At 37.5% G+C, this 24,497-nt stretch carries 16 protein-coding genes; 7 read left to right on the top strand and 9 right to left on the bottom strand.

The features are described 5' to 3' along the window. Window positions 1–320: 320 nt before the first annotated feature. Both AC0QT1_RS03050 and AC0QT1_RS03045 read left to right on the top strand, forming a co-directional pair. On the top strand, window positions 321–569 hold the full coding sequence (locus AC0QT1_RS03050) for a zinc-finger domain-containing protein (protein WP_473201614.1): 249 nt from the start codon (window positions 321–323) through the stop codon (window positions 567–569). Between the two features lie 34 nt (window positions 570–603). After that, window positions 604–1,851 (top strand): FAD-binding protein, encoded by a 1,248-nt coding sequence (locus tag AC0QT1_RS03045; RefSeq protein ID WP_473201613.1) that lies wholly within the window; start codon window positions 604–606, stop codon window positions 1,849–1,851. Between the two features lie 181 nt (window positions 1,852–2,032). Here the strand turns inward: AC0QT1_RS03045 and dnaE are convergent, their stop codons facing one another. Beyond that, on the bottom strand, window positions 2,033–5,521 hold the full coding sequence (gene dnaE / locus AC0QT1_RS03040; RefSeq protein ID WP_473200542.1) for a DNA polymerase III subunit alpha: 3,489 nt from the start codon (window positions 5,519–5,521) through the stop codon (window positions 2,033–2,035). A gap of 400 nt (window positions 5,522–5,921) precedes the next feature. Here dnaE and recG point away from each other — a divergent pair, with 400 nt between their 5' ends. Beyond that, a complete protein-coding gene (gene recG, locus AC0QT1_RS03035) occupies window positions 5,922–8,030 on the top strand; it encodes an ATP-dependent DNA helicase RecG (protein WP_473201612.1) in 2,109 nt (702 codons plus the stop codon). Window positions 8,031–8,453: 423 nt separating this feature from the next. Here recG and glmS read toward each other — a convergent pair whose 3' ends face one another. From glmS to AC0QT1_RS03010, 5 genes are all read right to left on the bottom strand, one after another. Continuing rightward, on the bottom strand, window positions 8,454–10,277 hold the full coding sequence (gene glmS / locus AC0QT1_RS03030; RefSeq protein WP_473201611.1) for a glutamine--fructose-6-phosphate transaminase (isomerizing): 1,824 nt from the start codon (window positions 10,275–10,277) through the stop codon (window positions 8,454–8,456). A 172-nt stretch (window positions 10,278–10,449) separates the two neighbouring features. Next, on the bottom strand, window positions 10,450–11,799 hold the full coding sequence (glmU, locus tag AC0QT1_RS03025) for a bifunctional UDP-N-acetylglucosamine diphosphorylase/glucosamine-1-phosphate N-acetyltransferase GlmU (protein ID WP_473201610.1): 1,350 nt from the start codon (window positions 11,797–11,799) through the stop codon (window positions 10,450–10,452). Window positions 11,800–11,813: 14 nt separating this feature from the next. Further along, window positions 11,814–12,602 (bottom strand): cytochrome c biogenesis CcdA family protein, encoded by a 789-nt coding sequence (locus tag AC0QT1_RS03020; RefSeq protein WP_473200546.1) that lies wholly within the window; start codon window positions 12,600–12,602, stop codon window positions 11,814–11,816. A gap of 45 nt (window positions 12,603–12,647) precedes the next feature. Further along, window positions 12,648–13,616 (bottom strand): carboxypeptidase regulatory-like domain-containing protein, encoded by a 969-nt coding sequence (locus AC0QT1_RS03015; RefSeq protein ID WP_473200562.1) that lies wholly within the window; start codon window positions 13,614–13,616, stop codon window positions 12,648–12,650. Between the two features lie 60 nt (window positions 13,617–13,676). Beyond that, window positions 13,677–14,000, bottom strand: coding sequence for a HesB/IscA family protein (locus AC0QT1_RS03010; RefSeq protein WP_473200547.1), 324 nt, complete (start codon window positions 13,998–14,000; stop codon window positions 13,677–13,679). Between the two features lie 105 nt (window positions 14,001–14,105). On the opposite strand from AC0QT1_RS03010, the gene AC0QT1_RS03005 reads away from it, so the two are divergent. The 3 genes from AC0QT1_RS03005 to AC0QT1_RS02995 all read left to right on the top strand — a co-directional run bounded on the left by AC0QT1_RS03005 (window position 14,106) and on the right by AC0QT1_RS02995 (window position 19,738). After that, the gene (locus tag AC0QT1_RS03005; protein WP_473200548.1) at window positions 14,106–15,314 is read left to right on the top strand and encodes a deoxyguanosinetriphosphate triphosphohydrolase; all 1,209 of its coding nucleotides are present in this window, start codon (window positions 14,106–14,108) and stop codon (window positions 15,312–15,314) included. Window positions 15,315–15,334: 20 nt separating this feature from the next. Continuing rightward, window positions 15,335–17,092, top strand: a complete 1,758-nt coding sequence (gene argS, locus AC0QT1_RS03000; protein WP_473200549.1) for an arginine--tRNA ligase — start codon at window positions 15,335–15,337, stop codon at window positions 17,090–17,092. A gap of 153 nt (window positions 17,093–17,245) precedes the next feature. Continuing rightward, on the top strand, window positions 17,246–19,738 hold the full coding sequence (locus tag AC0QT1_RS02995) for an SPOR domain-containing protein (RefSeq protein WP_473201609.1): 2,493 nt from the start codon (window positions 17,246–17,248) through the stop codon (window positions 19,736–19,738). Between the two features lie 134 nt (window positions 19,739–19,872). Here the strand turns inward: AC0QT1_RS02995 and AC0QT1_RS02990 are convergent, their stop codons facing one another. Next, on the bottom strand, window positions 19,873–20,166 hold the full coding sequence (locus AC0QT1_RS02990; RefSeq protein ID WP_473200551.1) for a hypothetical protein: 294 nt from the start codon (window positions 20,164–20,166) through the stop codon (window positions 19,873–19,875). A 291-nt stretch (window positions 20,167–20,457) separates the two neighbouring features. On the opposite strand from AC0QT1_RS02990, the gene AC0QT1_RS02985 reads away from it, so the two are divergent. Next, window positions 20,458–21,564: a branched-chain amino acid aminotransferase gene (locus tag AC0QT1_RS02985; protein ID WP_473200552.1), complete on the top strand. Its 1,107-nt coding sequence runs from the start codon at window positions 20,458–20,460 to the stop codon at window positions 21,562–21,564. Window positions 21,565–21,683: 119 nt separating this feature from the next. Here AC0QT1_RS02985 and glpX read toward each other — a convergent pair whose 3' ends face one another. Together glpX and AC0QT1_RS02975 are read right to left on the bottom strand one after the other, a co-directional pair. Further along, window positions 21,684–22,673, bottom strand: a complete 990-nt coding sequence (gene glpX / locus AC0QT1_RS02980) for a class II fructose-bisphosphatase (protein ID WP_473200553.1) — start codon at window positions 22,671–22,673, stop codon at window positions 21,684–21,686. A 151-nt stretch (window positions 22,674–22,824) separates the two neighbouring features. Beyond that, on the bottom strand, window positions 22,825–24,135 hold the full coding sequence (locus tag AC0QT1_RS02975) for a homoserine dehydrogenase (protein WP_473201608.1): 1,311 nt from the start codon (window positions 24,133–24,135) through the stop codon (window positions 22,825–22,827). Between the last annotated feature and the right edge of the window lie 362 nt (window positions 24,136–24,497).

Genomic DNA, 24,497 nt, shown 5'->3' with positions numbered 1-24,497 from the left:
TTTTAGCTAATCTTCCTTTATACTTTATAAACCCATTATCGATAAATATATCATAGAACACTTTATGATATATTACCGTATAATAACATAATCAATTGCTCAATTTTTCTTACATTATTTGCATGTAAACTTTCAAAATACTTGAAAACATTCCCATGCCAAAATACTAAAAACGCGGTAATAACCCTGAATAACAAAAAGATCTTTGATTTGTATAAAAAAGCACCTTGCATTGTTATAAGCTTTATTACAAACTAATATATAAGATAGATGATCCAAATCATCCCTGATTGAAGCAATTTATTCGGAGCTTTTATACCATGGCCGATCATAACATCCCCCATTTCCAAAATGATCTTGGATATAAAATAATTGAAATTGGTGTAAAAAAATTTATGTGTGTAGGCGCTACACAACCGTTTGATCATCCTCATATTTTTATTGATATGGGAGCAATGGATGAAAAAATTTGCCCTTATTGTTCAACACTTTATCGCTATAATCCTTCACTATCATACGATCAAACAAATCCAACTGGATGTTTATACCATACAAACAATCCATTATAGTGCATTTTCTGCTCTTTCAATATGAAAGAAACACATGAATCAATCACCAATCATCGTTGGAGGAGGCATTGCTGGTCTAAGCACTGCTTTAGCACTCGCTCATAAAGGGATTGCAAGTACACTTATAGAAAAGTGCAAACAGCTTAACGCTGTCGGAGCAGGTATTCAGCTTACCCCAAATGCAACCTGTATTTTAGCACATTGGGGACTTCTTAACAAGCTTCTTGAAGGAGGAACAAGACCATATTTTCTTGAGTTACGAGATGGGGTATCTTTAAAAACGCGACTTCATATTGATCTTACTACTTTATCGGAAAAAAATTGGCAAGCTCCTTATATTACGATTCACCGCGCCGCTTTACAAAAAGTTTTATACAATGCTGTAATTGAAAATCCTTTTATCAAATATAAAACAAGCGAAACTGTCATATCATCTACTCTAACGGCTTCTAACAGTATTCATATAAAAACAAGAAAGACAGGTGCAGCAACTGAACAACAACAGCAGTTTTATTCAACACCACTTCTTATTGGATGTGATGGAGTTTGGTCCACATTACGGCAATTAGCTCCTTTCCATGAAAGGGCAAGTTTCAGTGGTTTTATTGCTTGGCGTGCTACAGCAGAATTTAAAAATCTTCCTAAAAGCTTTTGTTCTTTATTACGAAATATGCAAACGATTACCGCTTGGATGGGACCTAAAAATCATCTTGTCGTCTACCCCATTCAATCATCCGCAAAGGTTTTTAATTTCGTAGCCATTACTCATGGAGAAAATTCAAAAAAAGGGTGGGCACATAGAGGAAATAAAGAAGATTTGAAATCTCTTTTTAAAGGTTGGAATCTGCAAATTTTGCAAATCTTTGATCATATTGATGAATGGAGCTATTGGCCACTCTTTCAAATGGAACGGAATCGTTTTTTAGGTTTAGAAAGACAAGTATTTGTTGGGGACAGTGCGCACGCCGCCTTACCCTTTGCAGCACAAGGCACTGCTATGGCAATCGAAGATGCCGCTACATTAGCAGAAGTTCTCTCGCTTAAAGAGCTTTCATTAACCAAAGCTCTTTCACTTTACGAAAAAATACGTATGCCCCGAATTAAAGCCGTAAAAAGACGTGGAGATTTTAATAGAATAGCTTACCATGCAACTGGGCCCATAGCAATTGCACGTAATTTCATCATGAAAATTCGCACAGCAGAAAGTATCATGTCCAGCCTTAATTGGCTTTATATGTACGACGCGATGAATCGCACAAAAACATATGATAAAAACTTATAAAATTCCTCTAATGATGTTTGATACATTAAACACATTTTCTTGAATTTATAATACTGAGATACTGTCATCATTTATTCCTAATAAAGTAAGAACTTTCAAAATCTAGAATCCGATTCAAAAAATAAAGCTACCACTCAAAAAAAGAGAATCTCAAATAAGCAATTACCTTACAATTTTTGTTTTAAATCAATTCCACCTCAACAACACCCTCAATTGATCTCATAGCACTCGCCACACGTGAATTAACCTTATATCGCTTTGGAAGCGCAATTTCGATCTCCCTTACTCCATCCTCTTGAATAAGGATCAGCCCTACTTCTCCATTTCCACTAGGGGTTAAATTTTTCTCAATTTGTGCAAGCATATCGACTTTTTTTATAAAGAGGCGCATCATTTTATGATGCTGTGATATCTCTTTTTCCAAAGACTGAACTGTCTCAAGTCGCAAACTCACACCTTCAGAGCGATTTTCTGCACTCACTGTAATGATAAAAGATTTTCCAAGCTCTAAAATCTCCCCGTAATCCGAAAGCATCTCAGAAAAGAGAACTGTCTCATATTGTCCACTCGTGTCAGAAAAATGAATAATTCCCATTTTCTTTCCGGATTTTGTTTTGCGCACTTGTTTTGCCACAACAGTTCCAGCAAGCCTAGCGGCGACTGCTCCTCCTTTAACGGCATTGGCAAAATGAGCCCAAGTTTGTACGCGTTTTTTTGCAAGAATAGCTTGATACTCATCCAAAGGATGTGCAGAAAAATAAAAACCTATTGCTTGAAATTCTCGATGAAGTTTTTCATCCGGTAACCAAGGAGAGGTTTGCGACAAGATCAAAGGTTCTTTTAATCCACCTATCATCGCAAATATATCAGTCTGCCCACTAGAATTGTTTTCAAGGATACGAAGTGCACGCGCGTTGAGCGTTTCAAGACTTGCCAATAAAACTTCACGTGCAATATGAAAACAATCAAAGGCGCCCGCACAAACCAAACTTTCCATCGCACGTTTATTAACAATACGGGGATCAATACGCTCACAAAAATCTTCTAGATCTCTAAAAGGTTTATTTCCACGGCAAGCGACAATATGATCGACAACCGCTTCCCCTACTCCTTTAATGGCAGCAAGAGAATAATAAATACAGCTATCACCAACTTCAAAAACTCGATGTGATGTTTGCACACAAGGTGCAACAACCTTAATACCTAATCTTAATGCTTCACGCCGGAAATCATTTAACTTCTCTGTATTTGTCATATCATACGTCATTGAAGCGGCTAAGAACTCAACTGGATAATGTGCTTTCATATAAGCTGTTTGGTAGGAAACAATTGCGTAAGCAGCGGCATGTGACTTATTAAAACCGTAATCTGCAAATTTTGCTAAAAGATCAAAAATAATATCAGCCTGATCCTTATCAACACCGTTAGCAATAGCCCCATTCACAAAACGCGTACGCTGTTTTTGCATTTCCTTATGAATCTTTTTACCCATAGCGCGACGCAATAAATCCGCTTCTCCAAGCGAATAACCAGCAAGAACCTGAGCAATCTGCATCACTTGTTCCTGATAAACAATAACACCTTGTGTTTCTTTAATCAGAGGATCTATTTTAGGATGAATAGAAGCAATTTCTTCTTCCCCGTGTTTGCGTGCATTATAGGTTGGAATATTCTCCATTGGACCAGGGCGATAAAGGGCGACAAGAGCAATAATATCTTCAATACGATCTGGTTTCATCCCAATCAGCGCCTTACGCATACCAGAACTTTCCACTTGAAACACGCCAACTGTTTCGCCACGTGCCATCATAGCATAGGTCATTTCATCATTGAGAGAGATATTCGACAACTCTATTTTAATGCCCTTCCGTGCAACAAAATCTACCGCCATTTTCAAAATAGTCAGTGTTTTTAATCCCAGAAAATCAAATTTTACGAGCCCCGCCTGTTCAACATATTTCATATTAAATTGTGTTACAGGCATATCAGAACGAGGATCGCGATACATTGGAACAAGCTCTGACAGTGGACGATCACCAATAACAATCCCTGCCGCATGGGTTGATGCATGACGATAAAGCCCCTCCAGTTGAAGCGCTATATCTAATGTGCGCCCAATGACAGGGTCTTTTTTCTTTTCCTCCTCAAATTTAGGCTCATCCTTGATAGCATCAGCCAATTCAACTTGGCTTCCAGGTGTAGCAGGAACTAATTTCGTAAGATAATCCACCTGACGATAAGGTACTTCTAAAACACGTCCAACATCACGCAACACGGCACGCGCTTGTAATTTACCAAAGGTAATAATTTGGGCAACTTGATCGCGTCCATATTTTTCCTGAACATAATGAATAACCTCTTCGCGTCGCTCTTGACAAAAGTCAATATCGAAATCCGGCATAGAAACACGATCTGGATTAAGAAAACGTTCAAAGAGAAGAGAAAAACGTAATGGATCAACATCGGTAATAGTCAACGCATAAGCAACAAGTGAACCAGCACCAGAACCACGCCCAGGACCAACAGGGATATCATGAGACTTCGCCCATTTTATAAAATCTGAAACGATAAGAAAATAGCCAGAAAACTGCATGCGCGTAATAACGGAAACTTCATAATCAAGCCGCTGCTCATAATCTGCAATTGTATATCCTTCGGCCAATCCAACTGTCTCAAGCCGCATTTTTAAACCAGCCTTAGCCTGATTTAGTAATTCCCTATCTTCTACTTCTAAAGCACGATTTGAATCAATAGACTTCTCTACAAAACGCGGCAAAATTGGTTTTCTAATAGGGGTAGCAGTATGACAACGCAATGCAATTTCAACGCTGTTCTCCAAAGCTTCTGGAAGATCAGAAAATAATGCAACCATTTCATCTTGTGACTTCAAATAATGATCTGGTGTTACACGTTTACGCTCTGGATTAGAAACAATTTGCCCTTCTGCAACTGCCATCAGTGCATCATGTGCTTCATACCCTTGCCTATTCAGAAAAAAAGCTTCATTGGTTGCAACAAGAGGAATTTCATATTTATACGCCAATTCAAGAAGCGTATCTTCTACTTGTTGATCAAAAGAGCCATGTCGCTGTAATTCCATATAAAGACGATTAGCAAAAATTTTTCTTAAAGAAATCAAACGTTCAACAGCACGTTCTTTTCTACCTTCTGCCAAAGAAAAATTAAGTGGGCCTCCCTTGCCACCTGTTAAAGCAATTATTCCTTCACTGTGTGACGACAGCCAATCCATTTTAATATGAGGAGGATCAGTGTCGCACTTATCAAGGTAAGCACGGCTAACAAGGCGAACCAGATGAGCATAACCAGCCTCGCTTGCAGCTAACAAAACAACAGAGCAAAAATCAGAAGAATGGCGCCCTTTAGCAAAACTTCGATTGTCATGTTCATCACCAAAATCAACCGCGAGCTGACAACCAACAATAGGCTGAATCCCTTGAGAAAAACAATATTGTGAAAACTCCAAAGCACCAAATAAATTATTCGTATCTGTAATAGCAATTGCTGGTGTATGATCTGAAATCGCATGTTGAATTATTTGTGGAATTTTTAAAGCCCCTTCGAGCAATGAGTAGGCAGAGTGCACCCTTAAATGAATAAAGCGAGGAAGAGATTTTTTTTTATCTCGTGTTTTACTTTTATCTTCTGCCACTCTTAAATTTCCTACAACAAAATAAATACCAAATCGCAACTGCTATTTGTCTATACTAGAAAATATTCTAACTTTATTATACCCTTGAATCTATAAACGCATCACTCAGCATATGGAATTCAGCGCCTTCACAAGACATTTTATTTTTATGATATTTACAGAAGACTTCCATTAAGAAAATATCTCTATGCACAGCAAATAAATACACAAAGAGAAAAAGAGAGAGAATATGACCAATATTGATATTCTTTTTTTACAATTTTTATTCTAAACATTTTAAAACATTAATTTTTCTGCTTCAAATTTTAAAGTGTAAATAAAAAATCCTCTTCTATAAATTATCCCCAAAAAGCTCTTTTAAAGGACTAGAAAAAATAACAAGAGCAGGATAAATTTCCTCATGCCTCCAAGCCTTATTACACCTTTTTTTATTTCTATCCGCACCCTTTCTGGGATTACTCCTAAAATATATAGTTTACTGGCTAAAGTCTTAAATATTAATCCTACACAACATGAAATTACCCTTATTGATCTCCTGCAATTAATGCCTCACTCCGTTATAGATCGTAGAAGATGTCCTAGCATTGCTTGTGCACAAGAGGGGATCACTCTCACTCTCGAAATTGTTATTGACCAACATCAACCACCACCAATTGGTCGTAAACGTTTACCCTATCGCGTCACTGCACACGATCCAACGGGAGAAATAAATTTAGTCTTTTTTCATGCACAACATTCTTGGCTAAAGAGACAACTACCGGAAGGAAAGAAAGTCATTGTATCAGGGAAAGTTGAACGGTTTAATGGACAACTTTCAATGGTCCATCCCGATTATATCGTACCAAGTGAGCAAGAAAATCAAATTCCCTTCATTGAACCTATTTACCCCTCTACCGCCGGATTATCCGCAAAAACACTAAGACGTGCAATACAAAATGCTTTAGATTATATTCCTCTCTTACCAGAATGGATAGAAGAAAGCGTGAAAAAGCAACAAAACTTTTCCTCTTTTCCTGTTGCTTTACGCCGCATCCATGCGCCCATCGATCTTGCTGATTTAAACTTAGAAAGTACAGCACGCAAACGTCTTGCCTATGATGAATTGCTCGCTTGTCAACTGGCGCTTGGCTTACTGCGTTTAAAAACCAAATCTCTTTCTGGAACTTCTCGGCCACCAACAGGAGCTTACACTCAAAAACTGCTGAAAGCCCTTCCCTTCCAGCTGACAAATGGACAAATAAAAGCAATACAAGAGATTGCAAATGATCTTGCTTCACCAGAACCAATGTTAAGACTTCTCCAAGGTGATGTGGGATCAGGAAAAACCGTTGTTGCCCTCATGGCAATGACACAAATTGCTGAAAATTCAAGTCAATCAGCTTTAATGGCGCCTACAGAAGTTCTCGCTAGGCAACATTTTGCAAAAATTGCACCTCTTGCTGAAAAGATTGGACTACGAACAGTTCTTTTAACGGGACGAGAAAAAGGAAAATTGCGCAAAAATATTTTAAACGATATTATATCAGGTCAAGCTTCCCTTATTATCGGAACCCATGCCCTCATACAAAACAGTGTTTCTTACAATAACCTTGCCTTAGCCATTATTGATGAGCAACACCGTTTTGGTGTACACCAACGTCTTGCCCTTACAGCAAAAGGCCATAAACCTGATATGCTGGTAATGACTGCCACCCCTATTCCACGGACCCTCGTCTTAACAGCTTTTGGTGATATGGATGTTTCCCAAATTACTGAAAAACCAATTGGACGACAACCAATTACAACGGCAACACTTTCTTTAAAACGTCTTAATGAACTCATCGAACGAATTACTATTGCCTTAGAAAAAGGTGAAAAACTCTATTGGATTTGTCCTTTAGTAGAAGAATCTACCACTCTTGAACTCACTTCAATTGAAAGTCGTTTTGCTCTTCTCCAAGAGCGATTTGGTACACGAGTTGGTATGATCCATGGGAAAATGTCTACAGATAAAAAAGAAGCCGCTATGGCATCTTTTAAATGTGGAGATATTCGTATTTTAGTCGCAACCACAGTTATTGAAGTCGGTGTAGATATTCCTGACGCTTCAATCATTATTATAGAACATGCAGAACATTTCGGTCTTTCACAATTGCACCAATTGCGTGGACGTGTTGGACGAGGAGAAAAAAAATCCTCCTGTATTTTGCTCTACAAAGATCCTTTAACAAAAATGGCCGCAGAGCGTCTTAATATTATACGCAATACAGAAGATGGCTTTAAAATTGCTGAAGAAGACTGGCGTCTGCGAGGGGAAGGAGAGCTTTTAGGAACAAAACAATCCGGTATGCCGGAGTTCCACATGGCAAACCTCGCAGTCCATGGTGATCTTTTATCAATAGCAAGAAGAGATGCACGTTTATTTTTGCAACGTGATCCTAATCTTTCTTCTGAGCGAGGACAAACTTTACGTTTGCTTCTTTATCTTTTCGGACGAGACGACGCCACGCGTTTATTACGAGCAGGATAATAATAAAAAAGACACAGGTTTACATATCCGTTTAACAACTCTCTGTTCGCTCTCTAACCAACTGTAAATGATATAATGCAAGATCCCTTTGTCCATAATCGACCTTACTACTTGTGGTGTAACATAAGCCAATAACATCATTCTAGATCTCCTGACCTTCAAGGTTGCAGTTCTTTTGCATGAAAACCAGTAAAAGAGAGACAATATCTAGCTTTTCTAAAACTGTTTTCTCTTTACACATCTGTTCTCTTTTGTGAAAATCAAGAAAATATTTTTGAGATTCTGAGACGGAAGAAGTTAAATGAAAAATACCCCTATATTCAATATCCTCGTTCAATAGAGAAAATAACAAATGATTATTATAAATTAATTTATTATCCCCTTAATTATTGCTCAAAAATTGCAAAAATACAAAATTCATTTTTACTCAACAGTGACTGATTTTGCCAAATTACGGGGCTGGTCAACATCTGTTCCCAATAAAACAGCGGTATGGTATGCGATTAATTGAATGGGTAAAGCATAAATAATGGGGGCAACAAATTCTGGAACATTTGGCAAAATAATAGTCGACAACATATCAAGATGAACTTCTTCTGCTCCTCTTTTATCTGTTATCAAAATAATACGACCATTGCGTGCTGCTACTTCTTGCATATTAGAAACAGTCTTTTCAAACCACCGATCATAAGGTGCAACAACAATCACTGGAATTGTCTCATCCACCAGTGCAATAGGCCCATGTTTTAACTCACCCGCTGCATAGCCTTCAGCATGAATATAAGAGAGTTCCTTCAGTTTAAGCGCCCCCTCCAAAGCAATTGGATAAGAAGTACCACGACCAAGATAAAGAACACTTTTTACATTGACTAAATGACGACAAATTCCTTCAATTTTATCATCTAGCTTTAAAACCTCATTTAAAATCCGCGGCACCTCTGCTAACTGTTGAACAAAGAGATGTTCTTCTTTCTCTGAAAGAGACCCCCGTTGCTTAGCAGCACTAAGCGCCATTGCAGCAAGGGTTGCTAACTGACAAGTAAAGGCTTTCGTTGAAGCAACACCAATTTCCGGTCCGGCTAATGTTGGTAGAATAAAATCAGCTTCTCTAGCCATTGTCGATTGCTCAACATTCACAATTATTGCTGTTTTTACACCACGCTCGCGACAATAACGCAACGAAGCTAAAGTATCTGCTGTTTCACCAGATTGGGAAACAAATATCGGTAATATATCAGCAGTTATGGGTGGTTCACGATAACGAAACTCCGAAGCGACATCATTATCAACGCTTAAAGCAGCAAACTTCTCAAACCAATAGCGTGCAACTAAGGTTGAATAATAAGCTGTTCCACAGCTTGCAAACAACAATCGGTTAATATTTTTCCAATCAATCAAATTATCAAGTGAGCGAATCGTGTAATTTCCAAGATTAAGATAACGCGCTAAATTATGAGAAATCACTTCAGGTTGTTCAAACATTTCCTTGTGCATGAAATGACGATGATTGCCCTTAGAAACTAATAAAGATTCTTCAAACAATGTATTAATAGGGCGTTCTACCAGCTGATTTTCGACATTATAAGTTGTTACTCCTTCACGTGTGAGAACAGCCAAATCACCATCTTCCATATAACTAATACGATTTACGAATGGTGCCAAAGCAATGGCATCAGAGCCGACAAAAAATTCATCTCTTCCATAGCCAACCGCTAGCGGCGGACCAGAACGAGCAGCAATCATAAGATTATCGTCACCTTCAAAAATAACAGCAATGGCAAAAGCACCTTGCAACCTTTTCAAACTTGTGCGCATAGCCTCTCGTGGCGAAAGACCACTTTCTAAAGCATGCGTAATTAAATGCGCAATAACTTCAGTATCCGTTTCTGTTTCAAAGATATAACCATCCTCAATGAGTTCCTTTTGCAATTCTACAAAATTTTCAATAATACCATTATGAACAATGGCAAGGCGTTCCGTTATATGAGGATGGGCATTTCGTTCTACAGCAACTCCGTGTGTGGCCCAACGCGTATGGCCAATCCCTAAATTTCCTTCCAGAGGGGCCTTTTTAAATTTTTCTTCTAAATGAATAAGCTTCCCTTCAGCACGCATACGATAAAGGCGTCCATTATGTACTGTTGCTATACCAGAGGAATCATATCCTCTATACTCAAGACGTTTCAAACCTTCAATCAAAGAGGATGCAACACTTTTATTTCCAAGAATTCCGATAATTCCGCACATTCAAAAACTCCAACTCACATCCCAGATTTATAGATCAAACAAATAATCCAACACCCTTTATTTAAAACTTTAAGGTATAAATAAAGAAAATATAGTATACGGCAATACTTAAGAATAAGCTCCCTAGCTAATTATGAGATCATCATAAAGTAAAGAAATAAACTGAAAATGATTATTTTTTTTGTTTTTTTGCAGCCAAACGTGCTCGTAATCTTGCTGCATAATCCTCTTTTATCACCTGTCGTGCACGCCCAAAAGCGATACTATTTACAGGCACATTGTCGGTAATGACACTTCCTGAAGCGATATAAGAACTTTTTCCAATAATAAGTGGAGCAATAAGAGCTGAATTGGAACCAATAAAGGCATTATCACCAATCTCAGTTTTATATTTGTGAAATCCATCATAATTACAAGTAATGGTACCAGCCCCAATATTGCTATGTGCACCAATTTCTGCATCGCCAATATAACTTAAATGATTAATCTTAGTAGCTTCTCCCACTTTTGCTTGTTTAATTTCGCAAAAATTTCCAACTTTTACAGACCGCGCTAATTCTGTTCCAGAACGCAAACGTGCATAAGGACCAATTCGTGCATCCACACCAACCACGCTACCTTCTAAATAACTAAACGCATGGATAACTGCGCCAGGATGGACTTTTACCCCCACCCCAAAATAAACATTTGGTTCAATGACCACATCAGGTGCAATTTCTGTATCATGAGAAAAATAAACAGTTTCTGGTTTAAGAATCGTCACACCAGACAACATTAAATCACGTGCTTTGCGCTTTTGCCACAAAGCATCGGCCTCAGAAAGCTCTATACAGTTATTAATCCCTATAACATTATCAAAAGGCACTTCAACAACTCGAACATCTAATCCTTCACGCGATGCAATGGAGACAATATCTGTTAGGTAATATTCTTGCTTAAAATTATTATTATCAACCTTCTCTAAAAGAGAAAGGGCATGCTTTCCATTAATAGCCATTATTCCACCATTACAAAAAGCAATCTCTTTTTCTTCATCGCTTGCATCTTTTTCTTCTATAATCGCGATAAGTTTACCATTTTTCTCTAGAAGACGCCCATAACCTGTTGGATTTTCAGCATAAAAACCAGCGATAACAATATCTGCTCCCTCAGCAAGCGGCATACGAATTTTGAGCAATGAATCTTGCTCAATCAAAGGGGTATCACCAAAAACAATGAGAACATCATCCATTTTTTTTTGCAAAGCTGAGCGCGCACAAAGAGCAGCATGAGCGGTTCCTAAACGTTCTTTTTGTTCAAAAATCATCGCATTTTTTACAAATGATTGAACAATTTCGGTAACACAGCCTGCCTCCTTCCCCACAACAACAGCTAATTGTGCAACACCTGCTAATTCTATTTGTTTTATAACGTGGCAGATTAGGGGCAATCCAGCAATTTTATGCAGCACTTTGGGAAGAGAGGACTTCATACGAGTCCCCTCACCTGCTGCAAGAATAATAGAAAGGCAATTTCTAACCATAAAAACACATAAGACTAACGAGAAAATCCAAAAAAACTTATAATATCGTGCCAACGAACAGATTCAACATTGCTCAACAAAGGATATTTCTCCAAAAGCCAAAAGGAAAGATCCTGCATAGAACCTGTTAAAAATAAGATACCCGTAACAACTAACAAAATTCCAATAACTTTTTCAACTTTTCCTAAATGAACACGAAAAACTCCTAAAAATCTCATAAAACTACTGGAAAAGAGAGCTGCTAAGAAAAAAGGCACCCCAAGACCTAACGCATAAATTCCTAGGAGAAAAGCTCCTTCACCCACAGTATCTTTTGTTCCAGCAAGGGTTATAACAGGTCCCAAAATTGGACCAATACATGGCGTCCAACCAAATGCAAAAGCCAAACCAACAACATAAGCTCCTAAAGGACCAGCTGGCGTTTTGTGTGTTTGAAAACGTAACTCACGAAATAAAAAAGCAATCTTGAAAAGGCCTAAAAAATTTACACCAAAAATAATAATGATAATTCCAGCAGCCAGTGCAAACCAATCACGATAATAACCAACAAACTTACCAATTGTGCTTGCACTGGCACCTAACGCAACAAAGACAGTTGTAAAACCAAGTACAAAAGTAAGAACACAAGAGAACAGCTCCCAGCGTATAAATGATTTTTCTTCACGCTTTTCTGAACGAAAATCATCAATACCAACACCTGCCATATAGCACAAATAAGGAGGAACGAGTGGCAAAACACATGGTGATAAAAAAGATAATGCACCAGCAAAAAATACACCAACTGTTGAAATTTCTATAGCCAAAACTTTCTACCTATCTCTCATCACAGGTTACACTATGAATGACACTTAATCCATTTCTTCTTCAATTTGTTGCATATTTTGTGCATTTGCTATCACACTTATATCTTCATCATGGCCAGAAACAACAGAAAAAACTTTTTGATAAATTTTATCTTGATTTTTAGCAATTGCAATATATTCACCCTCAGCCAACACGAGCGAAACATAAGCACCAACTGTTTCATAAACAATATCACCAGAATCATTGGTAATAGACCAACTTGTATCAGCAAGCGCTTCCCCTCCTTCTTGCCGTACCAACTTCAAGATGATTTGAGCCGCCTGATGTTCCAACGTTACTTCTGTAATTTTTCCTGCATCTACTTGGATATCGGAACGGACAATAGCATTAATGGAACCATAATGAGAAGCTACGTGATAGTGACCAGCTTTCAAACGCACAATTGACTGAGCTTTAATATTTGATAAAATGACACCAGTATCATCATTTTCTTTTTCATCTTCATAGATAATAAAACGCAATTCTTTTTCGTTGATGATACCATTGAGAAGGGTAGCATTTAAAATAACACCACCAGCATCAAGATTAAAAGTCTTAACAAGATTTTGCCCACTTTCTAAATTTACACGATGCACGCCGCTTGAATGACCAAAAGAGACATGAATAAGATAATTCCCCGGCTCTAAGTTAAAATGTGCACTCCCACCTTCATAAGTTGCAATAAGTGGTAATTTATTATCAATCCCTAAAATGGGGGCATAAACCCGCCATACGAGCCCTTTTTCAATGTTTTCATTGCTGTCTTTCAAACGAGCATATAGAGTGAGATCGGTCTGAGAAATGGAATTTTCTTTTTCAGAATCTTGAGATTTTAAAGTAAAATTTGTTGATTGTTTTTGTTGATAACCTTGCTCTTTTCCTTCTTCAGAAAAAACACAATTATTCCAGATTAATAAAATAAGCGCTACACATAGCCATAACCACTGACGCAATATTTTTGTAAAAATATTCATTTTTACATTGTTGACCAAAGTTATCATTTTTTCAAGAAACAATATCACAAAGTCACCACACTAAATTGAAAAACTCACACCACAACCACACGATGAAACAGCATTGGGATTATGAATTTGAAAAGACTGTCCCATAAGATCATCCACAAAATCAATGATAGCCCCTTCCATAAAAGGAAGCGATAAGGAATCAATCAAGACAACCGCTCCATCTTTTTTAAGAACAAAATCATTTTCATGCGTTTGCGAAACCAAATTATATTTATAAGAAAAACCCGAACAACCACCGCCTTCAACAGAAATACGTAATCCTATTTTATCGGGTTCATTCAAAAGTATCTGTGCAATTCTCTTGGCAGCAGCATCTGAAATATTCACGCACATTCTATATATCCTTGCATTAAACTATCAAGAAAGAGTATCCCTAATGAAAGAGAAGTTTATTATATAGATCAACCTCAATTTTAAGATAAGAATAGACAACTTACAATGGATATAAGCAATATCAATTACCAATCTCGAGCAGTTTACAGTGCCAACCCGCAAACAAGTCGTGGTAGATTATTCGACGAAACGATCAGTACTTTTCGATCACCTTTTCAACGAGATAGAGATCGTATTATCCATTCTAATGCATTTCGGCGACTTAAACATAAAACACAAGTGTTTATTGCCGACGAAAGCGATCATTATCGGACACGTTTAACACATTCAATAGAAGTTTCCCAAATTGCACGAACATTAGCACGTACACTCTGTCTTGATGAAGATCTTGCCGAAGCTATTGCTCTTGTTCATGACTTTGGACATACACCTTTTGGCCATGCGGGCGAAGATGCCCTTAATGAAGCAATGGCACACTATGGTGGTTTTGACCATAATGCACAAGCATTACGCATCGTCACAAGACTGGAACAGCGCTATGCAAATTTTGATGGACTTAACCTTACTTGGGAAACGCTGGAAGGCCTTGTAAAACATAACGGTCCCCTTTTAGGTCCTTATGCAAACAAGAAAGAGGTCCCTCTCGATATTCTACAATACAATACAAAGCAAGATCTTGAACTCGATTACTTTGCGGGTCTAGAAGCACAATGCGCTGCTATTGCTGATGATATTGCTTACAATGCCCATGATATTGATGATGGTTTACGTTCACAATTTTTAACAATTGATCAATTCGAACAAGTTTCGCTAACTGCAGCATTATTAGAAGATATAAAAGCAGAGTATCCACAGCTTGATCAAACTCGGCGCGGTTACGAACTGGTGCGCAAACAGATAACATCCATGGTTGAGGATGTTATTAAACAATCACAAAAGAATTTAGCAAAGATCAAACCAAAAAGCATAGATGATGTTCACCAAGCAAAACAAACTATTGTTACTTTTTCTCCTGCAATGGCAGTTTACGATAAAGAACTAAAAGATTTTCTTTTTAAAAATCTTTATTATCATGAACAAGTTCTCAGTCGTCGCGATACAGCAAAATGCATTGTACAAAAATTATTCGACTGTTATTATCAGAATCCAGATAGAATGCCTGAAAGCTGGCACAGCAAAGCAGCTCATTTAACAGATCAAGAGTTAGCACGTCTTATTGCTGACTTTCTGTCAGGCATGACTGATCACTATGCTCTACGCGAATATCACCGCTTATTTGATCATACCGATGATATTTTGTTTAATTGCTTTTGAATATATGATGGAAGCTCAATATGAATGTCTTTAAAAACTTCGAGAAAAAAATTAAAAAATCACTCGAAACATCTAGCATAAAAGGAAAAAATGGAGAAAATTTAGATTTATCAAAAATCACCGTTGATCCCCCACGTGATTCCTCCCATGGACATTTATCAACCAATGCTGCTATGGTGCTTGCAAAATCTATTGGTTTTAATCCACGTGTCCTTGCAGAAAAAATCATAGGACTTCTCAAAATTGATTCTTCTATCGACTGTATTGAGGTCGCCGGTCCTGGATTTATCAACATCAAGCTTACAAAACCATTTTGGCAAGATGTCATAAAATCCATGCTAGAATTAGGGATCTCTTATGGTCGTATTCCAATTGGACAAGGAAAGCGCATCAATGTTGAATATGTGTCAGCAAATCCAACAGGGCCAATGCATGTGGGACATTGCCGTGGAGCTGTCGTTGGAGATGTTCTTTCTAATTTATTGCAATTTGTTGGCTACGACATTACGAAAGAATATTATATCAATGATGCTGGTAAACAAATTGAAGTCCTAGCTCATTCCGTACTCTTACGCTATCGCGAAGCTCTTGGCCAAAAAATCAATACAATTCCAGAAGGGCTCTACCCTGGTGATTATTTAATACCGTTGGGGCAAACCCTTGCCCAAGAATTTGGTGACCAATTACTCACTATGGATCAAGATGAAGCTCTCTCTATCGTAAAAGAACGTGCAATTCATGCCATGATGTCAATGATTCGCGAAGATTTAGCTGCTCTTAATATTTATCATGATCTCTTTTTCTCTGAGAAAATGCTTTATGCAGATAATGCGCGCGCTATTCGTAATACGATTAATGAACTCACTTTGAAGGGTTATATCTACAAAGGGAAACTCCCACCACCAAAAGGGCAAAATAGACAAGACTGGGAAGCAAGCGAACAAACCTTATTCCGTTCAACCGATGTAGGAGACGACCAAGATCGTGTTTTAGTGAAATCTGATGGTTCTTACACTTATTTTGCTGCGGATGTTGCTTATTTCCATGATAAATTCAATCGTCATTTTGATGAAATGATTTATATTTTAGGTGCTGACCACGCCGGTTATGTAAAGCGGCTAGAAGCGGTAGCAAAAGCAATTTCTGGTGATAAAGCCAAATTGAGTGTCTTTTTATGTCAATTGGTAAAGCTCTTTCGCAACGGTCAACCTGTACGTATGTCAAAAAGAGCAGGATCGTTTGTTACGCTGCGTGATGTTGTGGAAGAAGTTGGCCGTGATCCAGTGCGTTTTATGATGCTATACCGTAAGTGTGAAGCCCCTCTTGATTTTGACTTTACTAAAGTGACAGAACAATCAAAAGACAATCCCATTTTTTACGTACAATACGCACATGCCCGTTGTCACTCTGTTTTTCGTCAAGCGCAAGAAATCCTTCATATTGAAAATCTTTCCAACGATACAATGATTGCACACCTTAACCGATTAACTGATGACAATGAAATATTCTTAATACGCAAACTTTCTGAATATCCTCGTATCATTGAACAAGCTGTCGTTCATAAAGAACCACATCGATTGGCGTTTTATCTCTATGAGCTCGCTTCCAGCTTTCACGCCCATTGGAACAAAGGAAGCGATAATTTTAATTTACGTTTTATTCAGCCTGATGATAAAGAACTATCCCTCGCTAGATTGGGATTAATACAAGCTATAATAAACATTTTATCATCAGGACTTAAAATTGTGGGAGTCGAAGCACCAACAGAAATGCGTTGAAAAAGTTCTATAAATACATAAAATAGATACTTTGTTGATAAATTTTTTCATATATCCTTGTCGTAGGAGGGGGAAATTTGTAATTTTAAAATATAACAAATCAAAATTAACCATTTATTGCACGCAAATGCAGATCATTATGTGAGAAAAGCTATGAGCGATAACGATCGCAAAAATCCGCACGGAATAAAAAAAGATCATGGACACCATGATCCTTTAGACAGACTTACGCGAATTTTTAATCCGAACAAACACAGTGAAAATCAAAGAGACCATTCTTCTTTACCAACTGATCAATCAATATCTCATCCCCCTAAACCTTCGTCCTATCGTGATGATTTTGATTTGTCCTTTCTAGAATCAGAGCTTGAAAATAATTTAACAAACAATTTGTCTTTTGACGATCAAAAGAAACGATCTGGCAGTCATGAATCACCCTCAGATTCTTTTTCAACAGCTTTCTTCAACCATTTAGAACAAAACAGCTCTTTGCCTGAAGAGAGACACACTTTAGCTGTTCATCATGATGAAGAGCAAATTTTAGATGCGCTCTCTCCATTGCCTATCCAAAAAAATCAATCACCTCAAAAGAGAAGCGCACCAATCCATACTGATCCTTTTTTTGAAAAAAGTGACTTTAATGAACGATCAAAAAAATTCTTTTTTGATGAAGCGGATAAGCACGATAATGTTCGGGAAGGCTCCACACAATCTCCTGAACAATTCCGCCATCTTTCACAAACAATCTCGCAACAAAAAGATGCTTCAAATATACAACAAAATCATGACAGCAACCAAAGCTTCTACGACACACCTGTGAATCACCCATATAAAGTTTCAGCTAATCAAGAAAGTTGGGCTACAGAATATTACTCTGATCGCTCCCCCTCTTTTGAGACCAATACATTTTCCTCATCTTCTAATCTGATTTCAGAAAAACAGGAGAATGCAAGAAATGAAAGAGCAACTGAATCCTCATTACCCTTGAATTTTACACAAACCAACAAACAATCTGATTTAGAAGGCTTTCCACAAGAGCGCCACACTCCTGATTATCCCCAATTTTATGAAGAAGAATTCACAAAACAAGAATCTTATGCTGAAACAACTCCAAAATATCGTGATACACAAGCCTCATACATCAACAGCGCTAAAAATATCTCTGATCAAAACAATAAAAAAGATGGGGTCTATAGTCAAAATAATTTAAATTCTATGCCCTCCTCACCGGAGATTCCTAATACAAAACAAAAAGAGAATTTTTTTGCTCATAACTCCAAGCATAGGAAGTCTTTCCCTCCGAAGGTCGATACTTATAAATTTGCAGAGGAAATTGTAGAAAAAACCGGACCAATTATGGTTCCTGAAGTTCCCTATGAAGCTCCAGAATATGATGTACCGACTGATGGTTTAAAAGAAGAGTTTGCTGATGTACTCAATGTAGGAAATGTTCCAGCAGAAGATTTTTCACGCCAACAACAAAATGATGTCTTCAGTGAAATCTTTCATCAAAACATGGAAAATCCAAAAGAAGATATCTATAGAAGTTCTCAAGATCAGAGCGTCAACCGTCTCCCTACTGACGATGATATGGAGTATTATTCTTCCCATAGAGATACAGATGAAATTCCCCCCCATGCATCAGCCACTCCTCCCTTAAAGAACTTTATTATTGGTAAAACTCTTATCAGAAGTGTTATTCTTCTTACCTTAATAGCAATTGGTTTTTTTGGTTATTCTCATTTTTTTATGCCATCACAAAAAAATGAAAGTGCTCCCATCATCCAGGCAGATAATACACCCTTCAAATTCAAACAAGAAACAACTGAAACAAAGAATGATGTTGCACATAATTTAGATATTTATAAACAAACAACCGAACAAAGTGAAAAACAAGAAAATACACAACAATCTCTTATTGATAATTCTGAACAGCCTGAAGACTTAACAGAATTAAACCAACAAGAATCTGCAAACTTTTCCTCTTCTTCTCTTAATGAATCTGATGTTGAAAATGCAGTAACTGGAGCTGTCAACCACACCATTCCAACACGGGAAGTGCAAACTGTTATTGTAAACCCAGATGGCACCGTTGTCCTATCACCAATGCATCACACAGAGGAAAAAAACTCTGATGAACGAGAAAAGATGATTGATCAAACTGCTGGAGATCAATTTCAAGATTCTTCTTCTGTTTCTTCATACGAATCCAATACAAATAACGAAGAAACAGAACAGACTTTCACAAGTAATATTGATAAAATAATAGCTGAAAGCACTTCACCCTCTAATGTTGAAGAAAAAATTATACCTCTTCCTTCACATGCAGAAAGAAATTCAGAACGACAAAAACATATTGATTCTCGCTCACCATCATCAAACCGCGTAACTACACAAAATTCAGAAAGCTATTATGTACAACTTGCATCTCAACCAACCCATGCATTAGCAACGGATTCTTTGAAAAGCATGAAATCTAGATTTGGCTTCCTTATTGGTGCACGTCCTTTAAGTATTCAATCTGCCCTCATACCAGGAAAAGGAACCTATTATCGTGTTCGTATACAAACGCAAAATCGGAATGACGCCATAAATCTTTGTGAAACTATAAAAAATTCCGGAGGAAACTGCTTCATCACACGCTAAACAAATCATGCAGCAGACTTTAACAACCACAGCATGATTTATTTCAGGAATTAAAATTCTTTCAATTTTTTAAGCTTATACATTTGAAAGACTTCACATCTTAATCCATGCCTTTAGATTTGTTATCTAAAGGATTACTCATGGGTTAAAGATGGCGTTGTATTTTTATAGGTATAAGGTATTTCTGATGTCGAATTTAAATCTTTTCTTGGACTGGTTATTGTTTGATTTGATTGTGTCGCATCATAATGAGAGATATGTTCAGGTTTTTTTTCAAAGAAAGATCCTAAAAAACCAAAAACAAACCAAATAATAAAGACTCCAAGAAGAATAGCAAGGATACCTCTACCAATTGAATTAAGCTGTTCACGCTCTTTTTTTTCAGAATCTATACGTTTCTCATATGTGTGATAATTTCTATCAATCATAGTGAATTCCTTTTTTCAATTCCCCTACCTAAGTTACAAAAGTATCTATAGACGAAATTATTCAGATACTTATTTTGAAAAACGCTAAAGATCACTAAAGGTTCCAGGTTACTTGACAAAATGAAGAAGAAAAAACATGAAAATAAAAAGAGCTCTCAATAGTCTTTTTGATTAATTCTATAATAAAGCATTGACACAAATGTTTTGCTAATAATAAAGTTACAATGAAAGTATTTCATTATTTTTATAATAAAAACACGTCGAAAAAAATATACCTAAAAGGTTTTAGTTATGAAATTTTCCATACCACTGCTTCCGTTTACAATAGAAAAACACCCCTCTCCTCTATCAGACGAGAACCGCGAAAAAATTCTAAAAAGCCCTGGTTTTGGTCAATTTTTTACCGATCATATGTGTACCATCCAATGGACTGAAGACAAAGGTTGGCATAACGCTGTTATTTCTCAATACAAGGCTCTAGAGATTAACCCAGCAAGCACTGTTTTGCATTATGGGCAAGAAATTTTTGAAGGTTTAAAAGCATATCGCGCAAAAGACGGTCGCATTTTGTTATTCCGTCCTGATGCCAATGCACAACGTTTTATAGAATCGGCGAAGCGTTTAGCTATGCCAGAATTGCCAAAGGATATCTTTTTAGATGCCGTTAATCAGTTGGTTAAAATTGATCAAAAATGGGTTTCAGATCTTCTAAACGCTAGCCTCTATCTACGTCCATTCATGTTTGGCAATGAAAACTTTTTAGGAGTTCGCCCTTCCAAAGAATATCTTTTTTGTATCATAGCATCTCCTGTTGAGTCCTATTTTAAAGGAGAAGAAAAATCTATTAGCGTCTGGATCGAAACAGATTATAGCCGTGCTGGTCCAGGAGGCACAGGCGCTGCTAAATGTGGTGGCAACTATGCAGCAAGCTTATTGGCCCAAAGCCGTGCGACACAAAATAATTGTAGCCAAGTCCTTTTCCTTGATATGATTGAACATAAGTGGATTGAAGAACTTGGTGGCATGAATGTTTGCTTTATTATGGCAAACAATACACTTGTAACACCTGCACTTAATGGCACTATCCTGCCGGGAATAACACGTCACTCAATTTTGCAATTGGCGCAACAAATGGGATTAATAATAGAGGAACGTCCTTATTCTTTTGAATCGCTCAAAGAAGATGCACGAAGTGGTCACCTTAAAGAAGTCTTCGCTTGTGGTACGGCAGCTGTTATTACACCAATCGGCCGTTTTAAGTACAAAGATGGTGAATTCGTTATCGGAAATGAAATGATGGGCGAGATTACACAACAATTTCGCACACAACTTGTTGACCTTCAAAAAGGCAATATAGAAGATAAAAATGGCTGGGTACATTCTGTTCAGCTCTCATAACAATAAAATAATTTCTAAACACATCGTCAATACTTCCATAAAGGCATATCTTAGAGCTTTTATGGAAGCGCACTTTTTAAAAACGAGGTTTTTCACTTTTTTAATGACTATAGTAAGTATCAATCAAATTTTGAATAATCTCTATGCTGCGCTTTAATATGACGAATTGTACCAGTGTGTGAACGCATCACAAGTGTTTCCGTTTGAATATAACGAGGGGTAAATTTAACACCTGAAAGCATATTGCCATCCGTTACACCTGTTGCAGAAAACAACACATCACCCTTTGCCATTTCTTCCATCGTATAAACTTTATGAGGGTTCTCTATCCCCATTTTTTCTGCACGTGCGATTTTTTCTTCTGTATCAAGCTGCAAACGTCCTTGCATCTGCCCACCAATACAACGCAAAGCAGCTGCCGCTAATACGCCCTCTGGTGCTCCACCAATCCCCATATAGATATCAACACCCGTTTCATCTGGATCAGTTGTATCGATAACAGCCGCAACATCTCCATCGCCAATTAAGCGAATTGACGCCCCAGTCGCTCGCACTTCCTCAATTAATTTCTCGTGACGAGGTCGATCCATAATACAAACAGTCACCTGATTAACAGTGACACCCTTAACTTTTGCAAGGGCATAAATATTATCAGCAGGAACAGCATCTATATCAACAACCCCCTTAGGATAACCAGGACCAACGGCTATTTTTTTCATATAAACGTCAGGAGCATAAAGCAAATTACCCTTTTCAGCAATTGCAACCACTGCTAGGGAATTAGCGAGATTTTTTGCACAAATTGTTGTTCCTTCAAGTGGATCAAGTGCAATATCAATCGCTAGCCCATTTTTTTGACACCCTACTTTCTCTCCAATATACAGCATAGGAGCTTCATCGCGTTCACCTTCACCAATCACGACTGTACCATCAACGGGCAACCGATTAAGTTCCTGACGCATTGCATCTACAGCAGCTTGATCAGCAGCTTTTTCATCCCCACGACCGCGCCATCGTGCAGCTGCAACAGCAGCGCGTTCAGTGACACGCACCAATTCAAGAGTTAGAATACGATCAAGACCATTTAAATTTTTCTGAGTTGCGGGCATATAAAAATCCTACCAAATGAGTACCAGCAAAAAACATTAGCATTTATTGCGAAGCATTAAAAAGCAAGCTTTTAGCAAAGACAAGAGCTTTCCACAAAAGAAAAAAGCACTCAAGCCTCTCTCTTTGCCATTATAAAATAAATTATCAATTTTATGCCATAGGTTCGATACGAATGAATTGAGATTTTGCAACAAGATGACCATCTCTTTCAATTGCAGCAAGCGCTTTTTGTACATTCACTTCTGTTGTTTCATGCGTTATCAAAATAATTGTTTTTACAATCTGACTATCTACAAAAGGCCTTTGAACAATTGACTCTAATGAAATATGATTATCAGCCATATGCCTTGCAACTGCCGCAAAAACACCAGCACGATCATGAACATTTAAACGAATGAAATAACCACCTGCATGATGAGAAATTCGCGCTCTTTTATGAGGAGCAAGACCCAATGCTGGAATTCTCAAAACAGGTGCACACTGAAAACCGTGATATGCTTTCGCTATGTCAGCCAAATCACCAATAACAGCTGATGCTGTTGCCGCCCCTCCAGCTCCAGGACCAGAAAACAGCAATTCTCCTAACAAATCACTTTGAATAGAAAGGGCATTCGTTACGCCATGAATCTGCGCAATCATTGATGACGTTGGTACCATTGTTGGATGGACACGTTGCTCAATTCCGGAATCGGTTTTTAATGCAACTCCTAAAAGCTTAATCCGATAACCCAATTCATCAGCCGCTCGGATATCAATCTGCGAAATATTGCTAATTCCTTCAACATAAACATCATCTAATGAAACTGCAGTTCCAAATGCCAAACTTGTCAATAAAGCTAATTTATGAGCGGTATCATTTCCCCCAATATCAAAAGTTGGATCAGCTTCAGCATAACCAAGTCTCTGAGCATCCGCCAAACAATTTTCGAATGAAAGACCTTCAGTAAACATGCGTGTTAATATATAGTTGCAGGTTCCATTAAGAATACCATAAATCCGCGATATATGATTTCCAGAGAGTGATTCTCTCATCGCTTTTATAATAGGAATTCCCCCAGCGACGGCCGCTTCGAAATTAAGAAAAACGCCTTTTTTTTCTGCAATGACAGCAAGAGTCACTCCATGTCGAGCGAGAAGCGCTTTATTGGCAGTAACAACATGATGTCCCATCTCAAGCGCTTTCTTAACAGCTTCATACACGACATCTAATTCGCCACCAATTAATTCAACAAAAACGTCAATTTCATCAGAAACAGCCATATCCACTGGTGAATCAAACCATTTTACATCACTCAAATCAATTCCACGATTACGGCTTTTATCACGCGCACTAACAGCAACAATTTTAATTGGTCGTCCACACTGAAAAGCCAAATCACTCGCTTTTTCACGTAGAATTTTCATCACTGAACTACCAACCGTACCCAGACCTGCAATGCCAACCTTTAAAGCTTCTGCCATTATCTAACTGCTTACCCTTAATCTGCTTTTGAAAAATATTTAAATGATGCGAAAATCAATAAAAATAATGCTTATAGCCAAACATAATTTAAAGAAGTACCCTATTCTATTCAACCCATTCTTTCGCTAATACAACAATAGTATTCGTTCAATAATTTTTTTAAGAACAAAAATATCTATTTTTTCAAAGAGTAAAATCCTTGATAAAAACAAATACTTTAAGTCCTGAAGATTGAGTGAGTCCAAGAAAAACTTTCCATCATAAACTTCATATTGCTTTTTATACACCTTTTAACCAAGAGCAACATAAAGAAACATTATTTTTAATAAAAAGTGGCACAATAGATTTCATGAAAATAGAA

The organism is Bartonella sp. P12B, from assembly GCF_055796185.1.
Note: the sequence above shows the minus strand (reverse complement) of the source record. Positions and strands in the feature narration are given on the sequence as shown.

Coding starts and splice junctions, on each gene's coding strand:
- AC0QT1_RS03050 (WP_473201614.1), top strand. CDS start 321: ATGGCCGATCATAACATCCCCCATTTCCAAAATGATCTTGGATATAAA.
- AC0QT1_RS03045 (WP_473201613.1), top strand. CDS start 604: ATGAATCAATCACCAATCATCGTTGGAGGAGGCATTGCTGGTCTAAGC.
- recG (WP_473201612.1), top strand. CDS start 5,922: ATGCCTCCAAGCCTTATTACACCTTTTTTTATTTCTATCCGCACCCTT.
- glmS (WP_473201611.1), bottom strand. CDS start 10,277: ATGTGCGGAATTATCGGAATTCTTGGAAATAAAAGTGTTGCATCCTCT.
- glmU (WP_473201610.1), bottom strand. CDS start 11,799: ATGGTTAGAAATTGCCTTTCTATTATTCTTGCAGCAGGTGAGGGGACT.
- AC0QT1_RS03015 (WP_473200562.1), bottom strand. CDS start 13,616: ATGAATATTTTTACAAAAATATTGCGTCAGTGGTTATGGCTATGTGTA.
- AC0QT1_RS03010 (WP_473200547.1), bottom strand. CDS start 14,000: ATGTGCGTGAATATTTCAGATGCTGCTGCCAAGAGAATTGCACAGATA.
- AC0QT1_RS03005 (WP_473200548.1), top strand. CDS start 14,106: ATGGATATAAGCAATATCAATTACCAATCTCGAGCAGTTTACAGTGCC.
- argS (WP_473200549.1), top strand. CDS start 15,335: ATGAATGTCTTTAAAAACTTCGAGAAAAAAATTAAAAAATCACTCGAA.
- AC0QT1_RS02995 (WP_473201609.1), top strand. CDS start 17,246: ATGAGCGATAACGATCGCAAAAATCCGCACGGAATAAAAAAAGATCAT.
- AC0QT1_RS02990 (WP_473200551.1), bottom strand. CDS start 20,166: ATGATTGATAGAAATTATCACACATATGAGAAACGTATAGATTCTGAA.
- AC0QT1_RS02985 (WP_473200552.1), top strand. CDS start 20,458: ATGAAATTTTCCATACCACTGCTTCCGTTTACAATAGAAAAACACCCC.
- glpX (WP_473200553.1), bottom strand. CDS start 22,673: ATGCCCGCAACTCAGAAAAATTTAAATGGTCTTGATCGTATTCTAACT.
- AC0QT1_RS02975 (WP_473201608.1), bottom strand. CDS start 24,135: ATGGCAGAAGCTTTAAAGGTTGGCATTGCAGGTCTGGGTACGGTTGGT.